Origin of the sequence: Parafrankia irregularis (assembly GCF_001536285.1) — a bacterium.
GTDB classification, from domain to species: domain Bacteria; phylum Actinomycetota; class Actinomycetes; order Frankiales; family Frankiaceae; genus Parafrankia; species Parafrankia irregularis.
Genome location: NZ_FAOZ01000048.1, coordinates 15,687 through 30,278 on the forward strand (window position 1 = coordinate 15,687; position 14,592 = coordinate 30,278).

Consider the following 14,592-nt stretch of genomic DNA (forward strand, 5'->3'; position numbering starts at 1 on the left):
CCGCGCGAGGCCCAGTCGGAAAGGACCCGCGCCGTGGTCCCTTTCTAGGACGTCTGGTCACGGCTGGTCGCGCAGGCGGTGGCGAGGGGGCCTGGTCTGCCGAGCAGGTAGCCCTGTCCCAGCTCGATGCCGGCCGCGAGGACGGCGTCATGTTCCTCGACGGTCTCGATCCCTTCCGCGATCACCTTTGCGTGGATCTTTCCGGCGAGGACAACCAGGCCTGCCGCGAGCGCGGCGCGCACGGGGTCGCGGTCGATGCCGCGGGTGATGGTGTGGTCGAGCTTGATGATGTCCGGTCGGAGCGCGATGAGCTGCTCGAGTCCGGAGTAGCCGGTGCCGGCGTCGTCGACGGCGATATGCACGCCGGTTCCACGCAGCAGCCTGACAGCCTCGATGGCGTCCGGAGTGTCCGCCCACCGCTCGTGCTCGGTCACCTCGACGATGAGGCGGCTGGGGTCGGGCAGGTCGAGTGTCAGGGGAAGTAGACCGTGGGCGACGGTGCTGGGCGAGGCGTTGACCGCGAGCTTCACTCCCGGAGGCAGGTCAGGGAGAGCGGCGAGGGCCCGTCTGATGGCGATCGTCTCCAGTTCAGAGTAGAGATCAACGGCGCGAGCGTCCGCGTACCAGCCCTCGGTGTCACGGGTACGGCCGAAGCAGTCGGCGGGGAAGCGGGACAACGCCTCGACCCCGGTCACCTGCCCGGTCGCCATCCGCACGATCGGCTGGTAGACGATCCGTGGGCCGCCGGTGTCGATGAGACGGCTAATACAGCGCCACACGCCGCTGCGGGTCTCCCACAGCCTGCGCAGATCAATCAGGAACTCCTGCAGGAACGACGCGATGAGGCCCAGGAAGCGGCCCTCACGGGGCGCCAGCCCCGGCCGAGGCCGGTGGGCCACGCAGGCGCGCAGGCCGTATGGCTCGCCCTGCGCGTCGGACAGGTCAGTGACCGCGTACGCCCCGATGTCGAGATCTTTGATGATGTTCGACTTGGCGGTCTGGGGCTCGCTGCGAGCGTCGCCGATGACCAGGGGGATTCTGGCGTCCTGAATCTCACGGGACAGCTGCCGTCCTCGCGTGACCGTCACCCCGGGAGCAAGACCGAAACTCGCGCCGTCCCCGCTCACAACCTGGGTGACGGCCAGATCGCCCTCCCAGATGCTCAGCGACACGGCATCCATGTCCAGATGCCGACGAAGTACGTCCAGAAGATCCAGCACCTTCTGGTCGGGCGCGAGCACCGCCTCGGTCGGCGGACCGAAGGTCTTCGTAGCCATCGCTCTCGCCCCCTCGCGAGATCGACAAGCCAATGACGGCCTGTCCTCTCCCCATACCCGCCCGCTGACAACAAACCTGAATTCGATCTTCAAGAAAGGATCGTTTCCTGAAGATCTGCCCGAGAAGATCGACAAGGGCCCCGGAGTCGTCAAAAACTCCTTCAAAAACTGGCACCGTCAAGAACCGTCGACAGACCGTTTCCTGAGATGATCGCGGTCGTGACCGCAGCTTTCGAGCCCACCGAGCTCCTCGCCGCCGAGCCGGCGGTGCTCACCCACATCCGCATCGGCTACGCCCGGGTGTCGACCGGCGGGCAGAACCTCGAACGCCAACTCGACGCGCTCACCGCCGCCGGCTGCCGGCGGATCTTCGCCGAGAAGCAGTCCGGCCGCGACACCGACCGCCCCGAACTCGCCGCATGCCTCGCCTTCACCCAGCCCGGCGACACGCTCGTCGTCCCCGCGCTCGACCGGCTCTCCCGATCCCTCCAAGACCTGATCACGACCGTGGGCGACCTACGCCGCCGTGGCATCGGGTTCACCTCGCTGCACGAGAACCTCGACACCACCACCCCCGGCGGCCGGCTCGTCTTCCACGTCTTCGCCGCGCTGGCCGAGTTCATCCGCGAGCTCATCGTCGCCGGCACCCGCGAGGGCCTGGCCGCCGCCCGCGAACGCGGCCGCGTCGGCGGACGGCCCACCGTCGCCACACCGGAGATCATCCGCGCCGCCCGCGACATGCTCCCCAACCCCGACGCCAGCGTCACCTCGATCGCGAAGCTCCTCGGTGTCAGCCCCGGCACCCTCTACAACCACATCCCGGACCTGCGCGAGCTACGCGCCGCCGGCCGGACCCGCCACCAGCTCGCCGCTTCGCCGCAGGCCAGCTAGATCACCGCCGTTTGCACCTGGTGACGCGTTTCTTACCGACACCCCAAGATGTCCGGCGTCCCTGGGGACGCCGGACCAGCTCACGGAGTGAGATCCAACAGGCGCACCGGCTGGCCCACCCACCGGTCCGGCGCCGCCGTCGCGATCACCGCACCCTCGGGACGCTCCGGGGTGGGCTCGGCCGCGTACCGGACATGCGCCGGCGCCCAGCCCTCATCACGGGCCACCGCGAGCGCGGCCGCCAGGTCCAGCTCCACGATCGTCACCGCAGGCAGCGCGGCGATGTGCTCGGCGGTCCCCGGCCTGGCCCGGTCCGCCTCCACCAGCGCACACGCCGGCGCGTACAGGAAATGCCCCGGCTCGGTGTGGGCGAGGTGAATCAGCTCGGAGGCCAACCTGTTGCCGTGCCCGGCCGAGACCATCGCGGTGTCATCCAGCACCACGTGCAGCGCGGCGCTCACCGCCCCAGCGCCCGCGCCAGCCGACGGTCCAGCTCCGCCCGGGCCTGCGCGGCCTCCTCCTCCGTCGGGTCGTAGCCGCTCCACTCCCGCAGCACCACCCGCGCCCGCTCGGCACGCTCCGCACGTTCCGCCGGCGTCAGCAGCGTGCTCGCCAACCGGGCCAGATACGCCCGCAACGACAACCCCTCCGCTGCCGCCACCTCCGCCAGCCGATCCCGCGCCTCCGCCGGAATCCGCACATTCGCATCCGCCACCACGGCCTCCTCCCGATCCACTCCCCCGCAGGATACGGGTACGCGGACGTACCCGTATCGGATCTCGGCTACCCGGCGGCGGCCGCGCTGCCGGGCGCCGGCAGCCAGGTGAGATGGAGGCGAGTAGGCGACGCGGCCAGCCAGATCAGGGTTGCAGAACTCTCCTCCACGCGTCCCCGGCGCAGGCCCGGGATACCGCAGAGCTCTCCCTCAAAAACGGCTGGCATCAGATAGTCGATGACGGCGGCAACCGTAGGACCGCCTGCCCACTCGAGACGGACCGTGTCCCCTACGCCGATCCATCCGTGAGTCCAGTCGGCCTTGGCGAGGAAGGTACCGAGCCCGTCAACAACCAGCCCCAGCAGTACAGCTGCCAGGTTGCCACGCCCGCACTTCCACTTGCTCGCCTCCAGCTCCGTCATGCAATCGCCAGCGATCACGGCAAGGGCAGGAAGCTCGACTTCGGTCACTCCGACATCCTCGGTTCGACCGGTGCGCTGGTCATCGGTACGGCGCGCCGAAGGACCATCGCCAGGCCACGGCGAAGCCCGCCCTGGCGAGCAGAATTTTCGCTTGCGGATATGCAAGCAAGATGCTTGCCGCCGTGCTGGCCATGGCGCCAGACTCTGGCCAGACGATGTCCGGGTGGAGCAAGTAGGGAGATGGCGTTGACGACGGTGGCGGTCTATAGCGAGAAGGGCGGCGTCGGGAAGACGGCGCTGGCGTCCGGGCTGGTGGCGGCTGCGGCCGCGCGTGGGATGCGGGTCCTAGCCGTCGATCTGGACCCGCGGCACACGCTGACGGATGAGCTCGGCGTCGACAGCCCGGCGTACTCCGTCAACGACCTCCTGTTCATCGACCCCAACGACCCGGACCCGGCTGACGCGGCCGAGCTGGTTCAGGACGCCCTCTCCCCCGCCGGCGAAGCATGGCCAGATCTGGTGCGGGTCTTGGCCGCCGAGCGGGCTCTGTCCCACCGGGAGGTCGACGCCACCATCGGCCTCGAGCACCGGCTCGCCCGCGCCGTGCGAGGAGTCATCGACGTGGACCTGGTCGTCATCGACGTTCCCCCGCGAGCCGGCGGCCGGCTCGCGGGGGCTGCGCTGGTCACCGCAAACGTGGTGGTGATCCCCGCGACCCTGACCCTCGATGGGTACATCGGGGCCGGCGAGGCGATGACGACGGTCCGACACATCCAACGCGGCCCGAACCCCGATCTGCAGGTGGCGGGGATCGTACGGAGCATCACGCCTCGGCCGGTCCGGCAGATCCACCAAGAGTTGGACCGTCAACTCGCCGAGACCTACCCCGATCTGCTTCTCGACGCACGCATCCCGCACTACGCGGTACGTGAGGAGGCCCGCACCGCGTCGGTGCCCATCACGAGCGCACCGGGCCGCGAGGCCCGGACCTTGGCATCCGCATACGGCTCTGTGCTCGACATCGTGATCAAGGGGGACTGATGGCCCGCTCGCTCATCCAGCAGGGCCGTGGCCGGCTACAGAAGGCGGGCGACGCCTACACAGATCCGGCCGTCATTCCTGCAGTTCCCACGTCGCGCCCTCGCCCAGAAGCATCCGAAGATGATGGCGAGAACGCCAGCAAATCTGCTAGCGAAAAAGCTAGCAATAAAGCTGGCTCGGATGCTGACTCTTCCGCTAGCGATACTGCCAGCGCTCACGCCAGCACGATAGACAGCAGGTCCGCCAGCTCTGGTGATGGCAACGAGATAGCACCAGAGCTGGCAGAACAGCCAGCACCTAGGCCAGCGCGCCGGCGCGGCCGCCCCCCCGGTCCCCGGCGCGTAGCCCTCTCTGTCCGTATCAGGGCCGAGACAGACGCTCGCCTCACCGCTGCCGTGGAGACAGCGGGCATGGGACCGCAGGAGATCGTGGAGGAGGCTCTGGCGGCATGGTTCGACCGTCACGAGCGTCGCCAGCGCGGCAAAAGCGCCAGCATTTCCGCCAGCGGAAATGCTGGCTACTCTGCTATCGCTGCCGAAGGCCTGACATGACCTGTGGAGCCGCCTGGCCAGGGATGCGCGGCTCGGGCCGCGCATCGGTCGTCCGAGCAGCATCGGTGCGGGCTGTGGTCAACCCGCTTGGACGATGCGTGGCCCGAGCCTGGCGGCTGCGGGCCGTGGGCGCGGTGCGCGTGCCGCGGCAGAGAGGCTGACATCAGATCTTGATTCGGCGATGATAATCGCGGTGGCGAGTTCAAAACGTTCGTTTTTAACGACGCTCCGCCCAAAGGGTGGGGCTGGCGCCCCACCCCGATGAAGCTGGATCTTTCAGAACATCTTGGCCGTGAGCTCGCGACCTTCATGCCACTCGAACGTCGTCCGACTCCACGATGGGCAGATCCGGAGTGATCGTCGCGGGTGCCTCGAACAGGGCTCCGGAGTTGGTACCTGGAACAGTCCGGAGGTAGGTGAAACCAGCACGGCGGTAGTACTCCTGGAGCTGGTGGTTCGTTGACCAGACGTCGATACGAACGACATCAGCGCCCGCCTTGGCCGCCCGTGTCTGGGTCCAGGTGATGAGACATGCTCCGATTCCGCGGCCGCCGAGGCCTGGGGCAACGTTCGCTTTGAACACGTACCGGGCAGGGACCGCGAGTTCCTCAGGCGTCCACAAGGACGGATCGCCGTGTGGCGAGGTCGTGATCGTCCCGACGGCAGGGCCACCGGGCTCGAGCGCGGCCATGACGGTCGCACCTTGGTCGATCCAAGCGACGATCTTCTCCCGTGGAAACGGCGTCGACCACTGATCGGTGCCGTGCAACGTCATCAGCCGGGCCGCAGTCTCCCGACGCCAGCGGAGGATCGTGTCCGCGTCGTCCGGCACCGCCCCACGCAGGTAGAGCGTGGGGGTCATGGGTGACGCTCGTTGCCGCGGCCTGCGACGTCGTAGACGACTCGATGCATGTCCGAACGGTAGACGGTTTCGGTGACGCGGAGGACCCTGCCGCCAGGCGTCTCGTAGGACACCCGCTGCCTGATCAAGGCGAATACGCCAGCGGGGGCTTCGAAGAAGCCGGACTCCACTGCCGTCAGGGGACGCCCGGACAGGTAGTCCCGGTGCAGCCGCATCGGGTGCCCGCGCTCCGCCACGAACGATGTGGTGCCCTGGCTGATGTCGTGTGGTGAGGCCAGCTCGGGGATCTCATCTACCAGCCAGCGGGGGAAGATCGACGCCTCGATTGAGGCTGGGACGTCGTCGACTGAGCGCCAACAACGTCGCATTACCAGCGGAGCGTTCGGCTCAACATCGAGCAGAGTCGCCTGATCGGCAGTCGCGGGAACGTTCAGGCATTCAAAGCGCTGGCTCGGTCGACGCATCGCCTCCAGGACATCCGTCATCCATGAGTCCTGAGCGGTGATCCCCTCCCGACGATCAAGATCTTCGCTGTGAGTCGCGTAGATCGTCAGAAGTTGATGATCTATCACATACGTACCTGACCCGTGGATTGTCTCCACGATTCCAGCCGCCGCCAGCCTCTTCACCGCGTTGCGGGCAGTCGTCGACGACACGCTGTACTGCTTCTGGAGCTGCGGCTCCGTTGGGAGACGGCCTGTCTCGCCGAACTCTCCCGCCTCGATCCGAGTGCGCAGGTCATCTGCGACCCGCTGGTACGCAGGCACGTGTCGCCGAGCCGGTGTCATCGCCCCTCCCGAAAAGTCATGGCCATGAATGTACTCAGAGCCCTTGACCGGTTGGAGCTGACGGGTCACGATGCTCATCACAGTCATTGCAATGACTGTGATGAGAGCTCCGGCCAGTGATCGCAACACTGGCCGGAGGGATCCGCCCCCGACTGCACCGGAGGTCAGACCCATGGGCAATCCTGCCCGATTCCCGACTCTCCGCCGTCCTGACCTGGCCGGGGGGGTGCGCTGATCATGGATTGGCGTCACCGTGCCCTGTGCCGCGATGAGGACCCGGAACTCTTCTTCCCTGTTGGTACGACCGGCCCGGCCGAGCGCCAGGTCGAAGAGGCGAAGGCCGTCTGCAGGCGTTGCCCGGTCACGAGCGACTGCCTGAACTGGGCGTTGGACACCGGGCAGGACTCCGGTGTCTGGGGTGGTCTGTCCGAGGACGAGCGCCGGGCGCTGAAGCGCCGGGAGCGTCTGAGGGTCAGGACGTCATGACCGCCCCCATCACTGCCGCGGAGGAGCGGCTGGACCAAGCGCACAGCGTCTATCTCGCTGAGGTCGCGCGGTTGGACGAGATCCTGCGCGTCACCGCCGACGCCATGCAGACCCCCCGGGCCAGGAATCTGCTTCGTCTGGCCGCGCGGGCGTTGTCCGAGGCGTCCGAGGCCACCGTGGCGTCGGCGGTGACGCTCGCGTCGCCCGCCGGCGGCGCGGAGAGCGAGACCGCGCTACGGGTCGCGACGCGGGCTATGGCCCTGTGCTCCAGGGCGTTCGCGGCGATGGGTCTGGCCTACCCGCCGTCCCGGCTGCGGACGGCCGACGCCCGGTTGATGGACATCGCCTGGGCGATTCGGCACGCCGACCACGACGCCGACCACGGTCAGGCGGTGGCCTCATGATCGCGACGGCGTGGACGACGGTGTTCGAGGTCCGCCCCGAGCTGCTGGGCGCGGAGGACCTGTGGTGGCTCACGGCGTCCGGTCTCGATCTGGAGATCGACACCGTGGTGGCGGTGGACAGCCCGCGGCAGGGCTGGACGGGCCACGGCCTGGTCGGCCAGTGCCCGGTCGCGGTGGCGGTGTGGCCCCAGCCGGACGCCGGGGTGATGCAGGTCGAGTTCGCCACGGACGCGGTGGACGAGGCCGAGCACCAGGAGCTGGCGGCGGTGGTGAGGGACTGGCTGGGGGACCGGCTGGTCACCTGCTGGGACCTGTCCGCGCTGGAGGCGTCGCGCCAGGGTGGGCTGCGGTCCGCCCTGGCCGTGGCGGCTGACTGGGTGTCGATCTGCGCGGCTTGGATGGCCTGCTGGGTCGCGGTTGTGCTGGCCGTGCCCGATGGGCTGGTGGCGACCTGGATGCCTCTGGCCGGCGGGGTGCCGGACGCGGTGGCGGTGGCGGCCGGGGGCTGGCTGGTCCGTGAGATCGGCCGGCCCACCGCCGATCTGCTGGACCCGACGGCCCCCGACCGCCTCCACGACTGGCTGGACTACCTGCGTCGCCGGGCGATCCCGCTGCTGCTGGCGGTGGCGGTCGTGGTGCTGGGTGCGGGGTGGGTGGCATGACCGCCGGCCCGTACCTGCTGGTCACTGACACGGTGATGGATCTGGGCCGGGCGTGGGCGACCTGGCAGGAGACCCAGACCGAGCTCGCTGGGGCCGCCCGCGCGTACGCCGCGGCGATCGAGGCGGAGACGGAGGCGTTGGTCGCCTACGCGGCCGCTGTCGCCCGCGGCGACCTGATCGACGCCAGCGTGGCCCAGCAGGCCCGCGTCGCGCTGGCGGCCGCGCTGAGCGCGCGGGAGACCGCGGCGCGTGCGGTGGGTGCGGCCCGTTCGCTGGTGGCGGTTCGCGCGGCCCAGGTCGTGGTGGACCAGGCCCGCCGGGTCGCCGCCTCGCCGGTGGCGGATCCGGGGGTGTCCCGGTGAGCGCGGCGCCGGCGCGGTGGGAGCGGGCCGCGCTCACGGTGCTGCCCGCGGCGCTGGGCGCCGGGGTGTTCGCGGTCGCGTTCGTCCACGTGCACGACGTGGCGCGGTGGGCGGGTCAGCCGGAGTGGGCGTCGTGGATGCTCGCGTGCACCGGCGAGCTGATGGCGATCGCGGCCGGCGCGGCGATCCTGGCCTGCCGCCGGCACGGGGTGTCGATCTTCTGGCCGGTGGTCGTGCTGCTCGCGGCGATCGTGTTCTCCGGGGCGTGCAACCTGCAGGCCGCGGGCGCGGACGCCTTGCAGGACGATCCAGGCCAGTGGGTGCAGATCATGGCGATCTGGCCGGTGATCGCGTTCGGCCTGGTGTCGCTGCTGAAGGTCAGCACCCCGCACGGCGACCACGAGGACCAGGCGGACGTCGCCCAGGCCCCGCGGGCCGCCGCCGAGGCGGAAGCCCCGCAGCGGACCGCGGTCGCGTCGGCGGTCGTTCCCGCGGCGCCCCCGATCGTCCGCACGGTCGAGACGGCACCGCCGCCGGTCGTCTCGGTCAGCGAGACAACCAACGAGACGGTGACCGAGACGCCGGCCCCATCCGTGTCTCGGTCTCGCCCGGTGGCGTCTCGGTCGGATGTCTCGCCGTCGTCTCGGTCCCGGCGGGCCGGCGCGAACAAGACGCAGAAGGCCCCTGTCTCGCAGCGCGAGGCGATCGCCGCCTACATCAACGCGCAGTTGGACGCGGACCCCGAGGCGGAGCTCAGCGGCGCGGAGCTGGATCGCCGGTTCGGGACGAAGAACTACGGCGCTCGGGTGCTCCGCGAGGTGCGGGCCGCCCGCGCGGCGGAGGCCGCCCGGATCGCCGGTGAGGCGGACGAGCTGACCGGCTGGGTGCCGGCCTCACCCGAACTGATCACCGTCCCGGCGGCACCGGCACTGGCGCCGGCGGATCCCGAGCGGGACCCGGTGCGGATCGCCGCGGCGTTGTCCGGGGGCACCGAGGACCTGGTGGGTGCCGGCCATGCGCACTGACCCGACCACGGCCCGGCGGCGGTCGTTGGCCAGCCGGTGGGAGCGCCGGCAGGTGCGGCTGGTGTCCCGGCAGACGGCGGCGACCACACCGGCCGAGGCGGCCGGGGCGGCGTGGGACTACCTGCGGGCCGGGCTCGCGGATCCGGCGGTGCCCCCGGCGCGGCGCGCCGAGGTCGCCCAGGCGGCGGCGCGGGTGCTGGTGGAGCTGGGCGACCAGCTCCACCAGGCCGCCACCGCCACCCCGGGGGGTGCTCACCGTGGGTGAAAGTGCGGAAAGTGCGGAGAGTGCGATCGCCGCACTCGAGGCGGCCGCGGGGGAGGGGCAACACGCGCCCGCGCGCGTGAGGGTACACCGCACTTCCCGCACTTTGCCGGCCCCCTGGACGGCCACGGTCCGTAGCCGGCTGTTGGAGTCCGAGGCGGTCGCCGCCCCGCCGGCGGAGGTCGCCGGGATGGCCCGGTACATCGCGACCGGGCCGTGGTGCGCGGGGTACGCGCTGCGGCTGCGGCGGGTCGCGGTGGTGTGGCTGATGGTCGTGGCGGTGCCGACCGCGGGGGCCGCCTACCGGCTGGCCTGGCTGCTGCACGGCGGCCTGGGTGCCCGGGTGCTGTGGACGGAGGGGACCGCCGGGCCGGGCGAGGGCCGGGTCCAGCGGTGGCTGGCCACCCATCACCGCCGGCCCCCGGCGCTGGCCGACGTCGCGGACGTCGCCGGCGAGCGCGGCACCCACCCGGCGGTCACGACGGCGGTGCTGGCCGCGACCGCCGCCTGCTACGGCGCCGCGTGGCTGGCCGCCCGTCCCGGCCGGGTCGGGGCGGTCCTGTTCCTCCTCCTCATCTTCGTGATCTTCCTGTGATTCGTGATCTTCCCGTGTCCCTGTGTTCAGAGAGGACCTGTCCCATGACCCCCACGCCCACCACCCCGCACACCGAGCTGCTGGCCGCGACGACCCAGGCATCCGCGATCTCCGGTGGGGTCACCGGCGGCGTCGTGACGATGCTGGCGCTGATCGGCTTCGGCTGGCTCGTCTTCGTCCTGATCAAGAAGGACAAGCTGAAGGTCGCCCACGTCTTCGCGGTCGTGCTGGCCGCGTTCGTGTTCCAGCTGACCCCGATCGGTCAGCTCGCCTACGGCCAGGCCATGGCACTGCTGTCCGGCTTCTCCACCGTGGCGGCGTGACATGGAGGGCCTGATCGCGCTGTACCTGCTGTACGTGTTCTGGAAGACGACGGTGGAGGCGGCGACGAACATCGTCGCCGCGGTGAAGGGCCGGCCGATCGTCGTCGGCTCCCGGGCCGGTGCGGAGGCGGAGGAGGTCGCCCGCTACGCCACCCGCGGCGCGGGCACCACGCTGGGCCTGCTCGGCTGGCTGCTCGCCCAGGCGTTCCACGCCGGGCGGGAGGCCGCGGACGACCGGTACGGCGACCGGATCCACCTGGCCCGGGAACGCCGCCGCTACGCCCGTGCCGAGCGGCGCGCCACCCGGGTCCGGCGTCACACCGAACGCCGCGGCCACAACCCACAGGACGCCGCGGGGACAGCACCAGACGGGGCCGCGCCGACCTGTCAGATCTGCGGCCAGCCCGGGACCGACACCGACCAGCTGGTCACCAACGGGGCGGTGACCGTGCACCAGTCCCACCTCGCCGACGACGAACTGCTGCCCCACTGCGACGTCTGCGGGAAGCGCGGCCAGGCGGACGACCCGCTGGTCACCAGCGAGCACGGGCAGACCGTCCACCGCTCCCACCTGCCCCCGCGCTGCACGGTCTGCGGCCACCGAGGCTTCGTCGACGACCCGCTGGTCACCACCGACAGCGGCGCCCGGATCCACCGCTCCCACCTGGACACCCCACCCGCCGAGCCGGTGGTCGAGGAGCCGGTGGTGGTGATCGTGATCGAGGACCCCGCGCCCACCACGACCACGCCGCCGGCGGGGAAGCCGATCGCCGCGGACGTGACCGACAGCACCGGTCAGCGGGTGGACGCGGTGTGGGAGCAGCCCGCGGCCGCCGCCTGGGCCTCGCTGCGCAAGCCCACCCCGTGACCCGCCGACAGGTCCTCCGCTGGCAGCCGCGGCCCGACCCGCCGCGCTGCCGCGGCCCTCCACAGCCCCGGCCGACCCCATCCCCCGACCAGCCCCACACCCCCACCTGGAGGACGTCATGACCGATCAGTCCGCGGAGATCATCGACCTGCCCGGCGCCATCGCCTACCTGCAGGCGCTCACCGGCAACATCAGCCACACCACCGACACCGAGCTCGAGGTCCTCCTCGCCGGCCTGGCCCAGGTCGAACTGAACGACGACGACGTGGTGGGCAACATCGCCGCCGCCCGCGACGGGCTGACCGCCGCCCACGGCCTGTTCACCCTCGCGCTGGACAGGTTGCTCGGCGAGCACCAGGCGGTCGCCGAGACCGTCGCGGCCGCCGGCGGCGCCGACGCGGTGGCGCGCGACAGCGCCTTCTACGGCCAGGGCTAGTCCGGCCCGGCTGTGCCTGTGCGGCCCACCCCGATCCGTCGGGGTGGGCCGTGCGGAGACCGCCGGACCCCACCACCGCCCCGTCCGAGGAGAGGAGAGCCGCTGTGACGGCCACCAGCACCAGCACACGCCGGACCCGGTCCGCGCCGACCCCGGCGGCGATCCTCGCCGCGGCCGCCGCGACCGGCGACGCCGACACCGCCGCGGCGATGGTCGGCGCGGCGATCGACGCGGACACCGCCGCCCGGGCCGCGGCCCGGCTGGAGGCCGACACCGCCCGCGCCCAGAACGACCCGCTGGTCATGCGCCTGGTCAACGGCGCCGCCGAGGCCACCGCGAAGGCCCGCGCCGCGGCGGCGGCCGCCGCCGACGACCCGGACCGCGCCGCCGAGCTGCACGCCGTCGCCGACGCCCACCAGCGCCGCGCGGTCGCGCTACGCGCCGCGGCGCACGAGGCGTTGCACCGCCGCCGCGGCCGGGTGCTCCGCGTCCGCGCGCAGGCCGCCCCGTTCGCCGTGATCGGCCTGCTGTGGGCGGCCGCGGCCGCCGGCCAGATGGTCCCGAACGGCGGCTACACCCTGTCCGGGATCTACTTCGCCCTCGCGGTCGTGTGGTGGTGGGCCCGGGGCCGCACCGCCGGCTGGGCCGACCGGGCCCGGCGCTACCGGTACACCGTCCTGGTCACCACCGCCGGCGCCACCTGGACCGTCTGGGCGTGCATGACCGGCCCCGGCGGGTGGCGCGCCGCGGTGCTGTGGGCCGGCGGCTACGCCCTGGCCGCCCCCTACTGGAACCGGGTCCGGATCCCCGACCCGCCCGCCGAGATCCCCGCCCCGCCGGTCGAGGAGGAGACCCCGCCGGCACCGGTCGAGGTGGAAGACCAGCGGCCTCTGGTCGTGCAGCTGTGGGACGCCTGGATCGGCGGCCCCGGCGGGCTGTTCGAAGGCGCCGAACTGACCGGCCGCCAGGAGATCGCCCACGGGGAGAAGTACCTCGCCGTGCTGAACCGGGCCGCCGGCCAGAACCGCCTCATCCTGCAGGCCCGCGCCTACCAGGTCGCCGGCCGGATGGGCATGGCCCAGGGCCAGATCGACGTCGAGACCCATCCCGATGGGGAGCACCTGGCCTGGGTCACCTTCACCCTGGACCGCGGCGGCGCGATGGGCTCCCTGGACTACCCCGGCCCGCAGGCCTGCTACGACCCCGACACCGGCCTGATCCACTGGGGTCGCTGGCCCGACGGGCAGCTCATGCCCTGGGAAGCCATGCACCTCAAGCGCGGCGCCTACTCCGGAGTCCTGTTCGGCGCCTCCGGATCCGGCAAGAGCCGGCTGATCGAACAGCTGTGCCTCACGCTGCTGTCCACCGGCCTGGCCACCGTCTGGATGATCGACCCCCAGGACGGGTCCTCGCTGCCCACCCTGGCGAAGTACGCCGACTGGGCGGTCACCGGCACCGGCGGCGGGCGGATCACCGCGCTGCTCGAAGCCGTCGACATGGTCGGCGCCATCCGCACCGAGAACAACGGCCTGGTCGGCGGTGACCGCGGCAAGGTCCACGCGATCTCCCCGCGGATGCCCGCCCTCTTCGTGATCATCGACGAATGTCACATGATCTTCGATCCGAAGATCGTCGGCAGGGAGAACGCCGCCCGCAATGCGGAGATCGTCGACCGGATCGCCCGCGCCTACCGCAAGGCCGGCATCGGCGTGATCTTGGCCTCGCAGTACTCCGACATCAAGGTGTTCGGGGGCCTGGAGTCCATGCGCCTGAACATGATCAACGTCAACGCGGTCGTGATGCGCCTGCCCAGCAACATCGGCCAGAACATCATCGCCACGTTCTCCGGGGACGCCCGCAAGCTGCCCAAGGGCGGGTTCGCCTACTACGTCGGCGACGCCGCCGCCGGCCGGGACGGCTTCGGCCGCGCGTTCGACGCCGAACCGGTGCTCGAGTCCTACTACCAGGCCCTGCCGGCACCGCTGCAGGTCGAGGCCTCCGTCCGCCACCAGCTGGAGAAGAAGTTCGGCAAGGTCTACACCGGCCGTCACGCCGCGGTGGAGGAAGCCGCCGCCGAAAGCCTCGCCGCCCGGTTCGGCGGGTTCGAGGTCGACCCGGCGCTGCTTGCCGAGATCGCCGCGGACGACCCCGCCCTCGCCGCCCGCATGGCCACCATCGCCCAGCAGCGCCAGGGGCAGCTGTGGACCCCACCGGCCGCGCAGCTGCTCGACGCCACCGGCGCCCCGGTCCGCACGCCAGCGCAGCGCACCACCACCACCGGCACCACCCTGCGCACCGTCTGGCAGCCGCTCATCGGCAAACCCCGCCAGCAGCCCACACCGCCGCCGGCCGCCGTCCCGGCCCCGGCCGCGACCCGCACCCACGCGACCGCCGATCTGTCCCCCCACGCCCAGGCCGTCCTGGGCGCCATCCGCGACGGCGCCGCCGACAAGGCCTCCGTCATCGCCGCCACCGGCGTCTCCGCCCGCCACTTCCACGACGTCGTCGCGGTCCTCATCGACCGAGGCCTGATCGCCAAAGCCGGCCACGGCCGCTACGCCCCCACCACACGGCCCACCGTGGCCACCCACTGACCCGCCCGACCCCACCGCACCACCACCG

Annotated in this window: 20 protein-coding genes; 14 read left to right on the plus strand and 6 right to left on the minus strand. The window is 71.5% G+C overall.

The window, feature by feature from the left end; all coding sequences use genetic code 11:
* Positions 1–44: 44 nt before the first annotated feature.
* Positions 45–1,277, minus strand: coding sequence for an EAL domain-containing protein (locus tag AWX74_RS36430; protein ID WP_091286336.1), 1,233 nt, complete (start codon positions 1,275–1,277; stop codon positions 45–47).
* A gap of 219 nt (positions 1,278–1,496) precedes the next feature.
* Here AWX74_RS36430 and AWX74_RS36435 point away from each other — a divergent pair, with 219 nt between their 5' ends.
* Positions 1,497–2,168: a recombinase family protein gene (locus tag AWX74_RS36435; protein ID WP_242666583.1), complete on the plus strand. Its 672-nt coding sequence runs from the start codon at positions 1,497–1,499 to the stop codon at positions 2,166–2,168.
* Positions 2,169–2,248: 80 nt separating this feature from the next.
* Here AWX74_RS36435 and AWX74_RS36440 read toward each other — a convergent pair whose 3' ends face one another.
* From AWX74_RS36440 to AWX74_RS36450, 3 genes are all read right to left on the minus strand, one after another.
* The gene (locus AWX74_RS36440; RefSeq protein ID WP_193209985.1) at positions 2,249–2,629 is read right to left on the minus strand and encodes a PIN domain-containing protein; all 381 of its coding nucleotides are present in this window, start codon (positions 2,627–2,629) and stop codon (positions 2,249–2,251) included.
* Positions 2,626–2,883, minus strand: coding sequence for a hypothetical protein (locus AWX74_RS36445; RefSeq protein WP_091286342.1), 258 nt, complete (start codon positions 2,881–2,883; stop codon positions 2,626–2,628). The genes AWX74_RS36440 and AWX74_RS36445 overlap by 4 nt, the downstream gene beginning before the upstream one ends.
* Positions 2,884–2,951: 68 nt before the next feature.
* Positions 2,952–3,353 (minus strand): hypothetical protein, encoded by a 402-nt coding sequence (locus tag AWX74_RS36450; protein WP_091286346.1) that lies wholly within the window; start codon positions 3,351–3,353, stop codon positions 2,952–2,954.
* Between the two features lie 207 nt (positions 3,354–3,560).
* Between AWX74_RS36450 and AWX74_RS36455 the strand changes: the two genes are divergently transcribed.
* A complete protein-coding gene (locus AWX74_RS36455; RefSeq protein WP_242666585.1) occupies positions 3,561–4,346 on the plus strand; it encodes a ParA family protein in 786 nt (261 codons plus the stop codon).
* Between the two features lie 410 nt (positions 4,347–4,756).
* Positions 4,757–4,897, plus strand: coding sequence for a hypothetical protein (locus AWX74_RS40475; RefSeq protein WP_165615945.1), 141 nt, complete (start codon positions 4,757–4,759; stop codon positions 4,895–4,897).
* 307 nt (positions 4,898–5,204) lie between these two features.
* Here the strand turns inward: AWX74_RS40475 and AWX74_RS36460 are convergent, their stop codons facing one another.
* Both AWX74_RS36460 and AWX74_RS36465 read right to left on the minus strand, forming a co-directional pair.
* Complete coding sequence (locus AWX74_RS36460) at positions 5,205–5,759, minus strand: GNAT family N-acetyltransferase (protein WP_091286351.1); 555 nt, start codon at positions 5,757–5,759, stop codon at positions 5,205–5,207.
* Positions 5,756–6,625 carry a GntR family transcriptional regulator gene (locus AWX74_RS36465; protein ID WP_165615946.1) on the minus strand — a complete coding sequence of 290 codons (870 nt, stop codon included), beginning with the start codon at positions 6,623–6,625 and terminating at the stop codon, positions 5,756–5,758. The genes AWX74_RS36460 and AWX74_RS36465 overlap by 4 nt, the downstream gene beginning before the upstream one ends.
* A gap of 159 nt (positions 6,626–6,784) precedes the next feature.
* On the opposite strand from AWX74_RS36465, the gene AWX74_RS36470 reads away from it, so the two are divergent.
* From AWX74_RS36470 to AWX74_RS36520, 11 genes are all read left to right on the plus strand, one after another.
* Positions 6,785–7,033 carry a WhiB family transcriptional regulator gene (locus AWX74_RS36470; RefSeq protein ID WP_091286357.1) on the plus strand — a complete coding sequence of 83 codons (249 nt, stop codon included), beginning with the start codon at positions 6,785–6,787 and terminating at the stop codon, positions 7,031–7,033.
* Entirely contained in the window at positions 7,030–7,437 is a 408-nt protein-coding gene (locus tag AWX74_RS36475) for a hypothetical protein (protein WP_091286358.1), read from the plus strand. Before AWX74_RS36470 ends, AWX74_RS36475 begins: the two co-directional genes overlap by 4 nt.
* Positions 7,434–8,099 (plus strand): hypothetical protein, encoded by a 666-nt coding sequence (locus AWX74_RS36480; protein WP_091286362.1) that lies wholly within the window; start codon positions 7,434–7,436, stop codon positions 8,097–8,099. The genes AWX74_RS36475 and AWX74_RS36480 overlap by 4 nt, the downstream gene beginning before the upstream one ends.
* Positions 8,096–8,461, plus strand: a complete 366-nt coding sequence (locus AWX74_RS36485; RefSeq protein WP_131799636.1) for a hypothetical protein — start codon at positions 8,096–8,098, stop codon at positions 8,459–8,461. The genes AWX74_RS36480 and AWX74_RS36485 overlap by 4 nt, the downstream gene beginning before the upstream one ends.
* Positions 8,458–9,486, plus strand: coding sequence for a hypothetical protein (locus AWX74_RS36490; protein WP_091286368.1), 1,029 nt, complete (start codon positions 8,458–8,460; stop codon positions 9,484–9,486). The genes AWX74_RS36485 and AWX74_RS36490 overlap by 4 nt, the downstream gene beginning before the upstream one ends.
* The gene (locus AWX74_RS36495) at positions 9,476–9,751 is read left to right on the plus strand and encodes a hypothetical protein (protein ID WP_131799637.1); all 276 of its coding nucleotides are present in this window, start codon (positions 9,476–9,478) and stop codon (positions 9,749–9,751) included. The genes AWX74_RS36490 and AWX74_RS36495 overlap by 11 nt, the downstream gene beginning before the upstream one ends.
* Positions 9,752–9,893: 142 nt before the next feature.
* Complete coding sequence (locus tag AWX74_RS36500; RefSeq protein ID WP_091286374.1) at positions 9,894–10,343, plus strand: hypothetical protein; 450 nt, start codon at positions 9,894–9,896, stop codon at positions 10,341–10,343.
* Between the two features lie 44 nt (positions 10,344–10,387).
* Positions 10,388–10,666: a hypothetical protein gene (locus tag AWX74_RS36505; protein WP_091286379.1), complete on the plus strand. Its 279-nt coding sequence runs from the start codon at positions 10,388–10,390 to the stop codon at positions 10,664–10,666.
* Between the two features lies 1 nt (position 10,667).
* Positions 10,668–11,534, plus strand: a complete 867-nt coding sequence (locus AWX74_RS36510; RefSeq protein WP_091286382.1) for a hypothetical protein — start codon at positions 10,668–10,670, stop codon at positions 11,532–11,534.
* A 118-nt stretch (positions 11,535–11,652) separates the two neighbouring features.
* On the plus strand, positions 11,653–11,970 hold the full coding sequence (locus AWX74_RS36515; RefSeq protein ID WP_091286385.1) for a hypothetical protein: 318 nt from the start codon (positions 11,653–11,655) through the stop codon (positions 11,968–11,970).
* A 104-nt stretch (positions 11,971–12,074) separates the two neighbouring features.
* A complete protein-coding gene (locus AWX74_RS36520) occupies positions 12,075–14,564 on the plus strand; it encodes a P-loop NTPase family protein (protein WP_091286387.1) in 2,490 nt (829 codons plus the stop codon).
* Positions 14,565–14,592 lie beyond the last annotated feature (28 nt).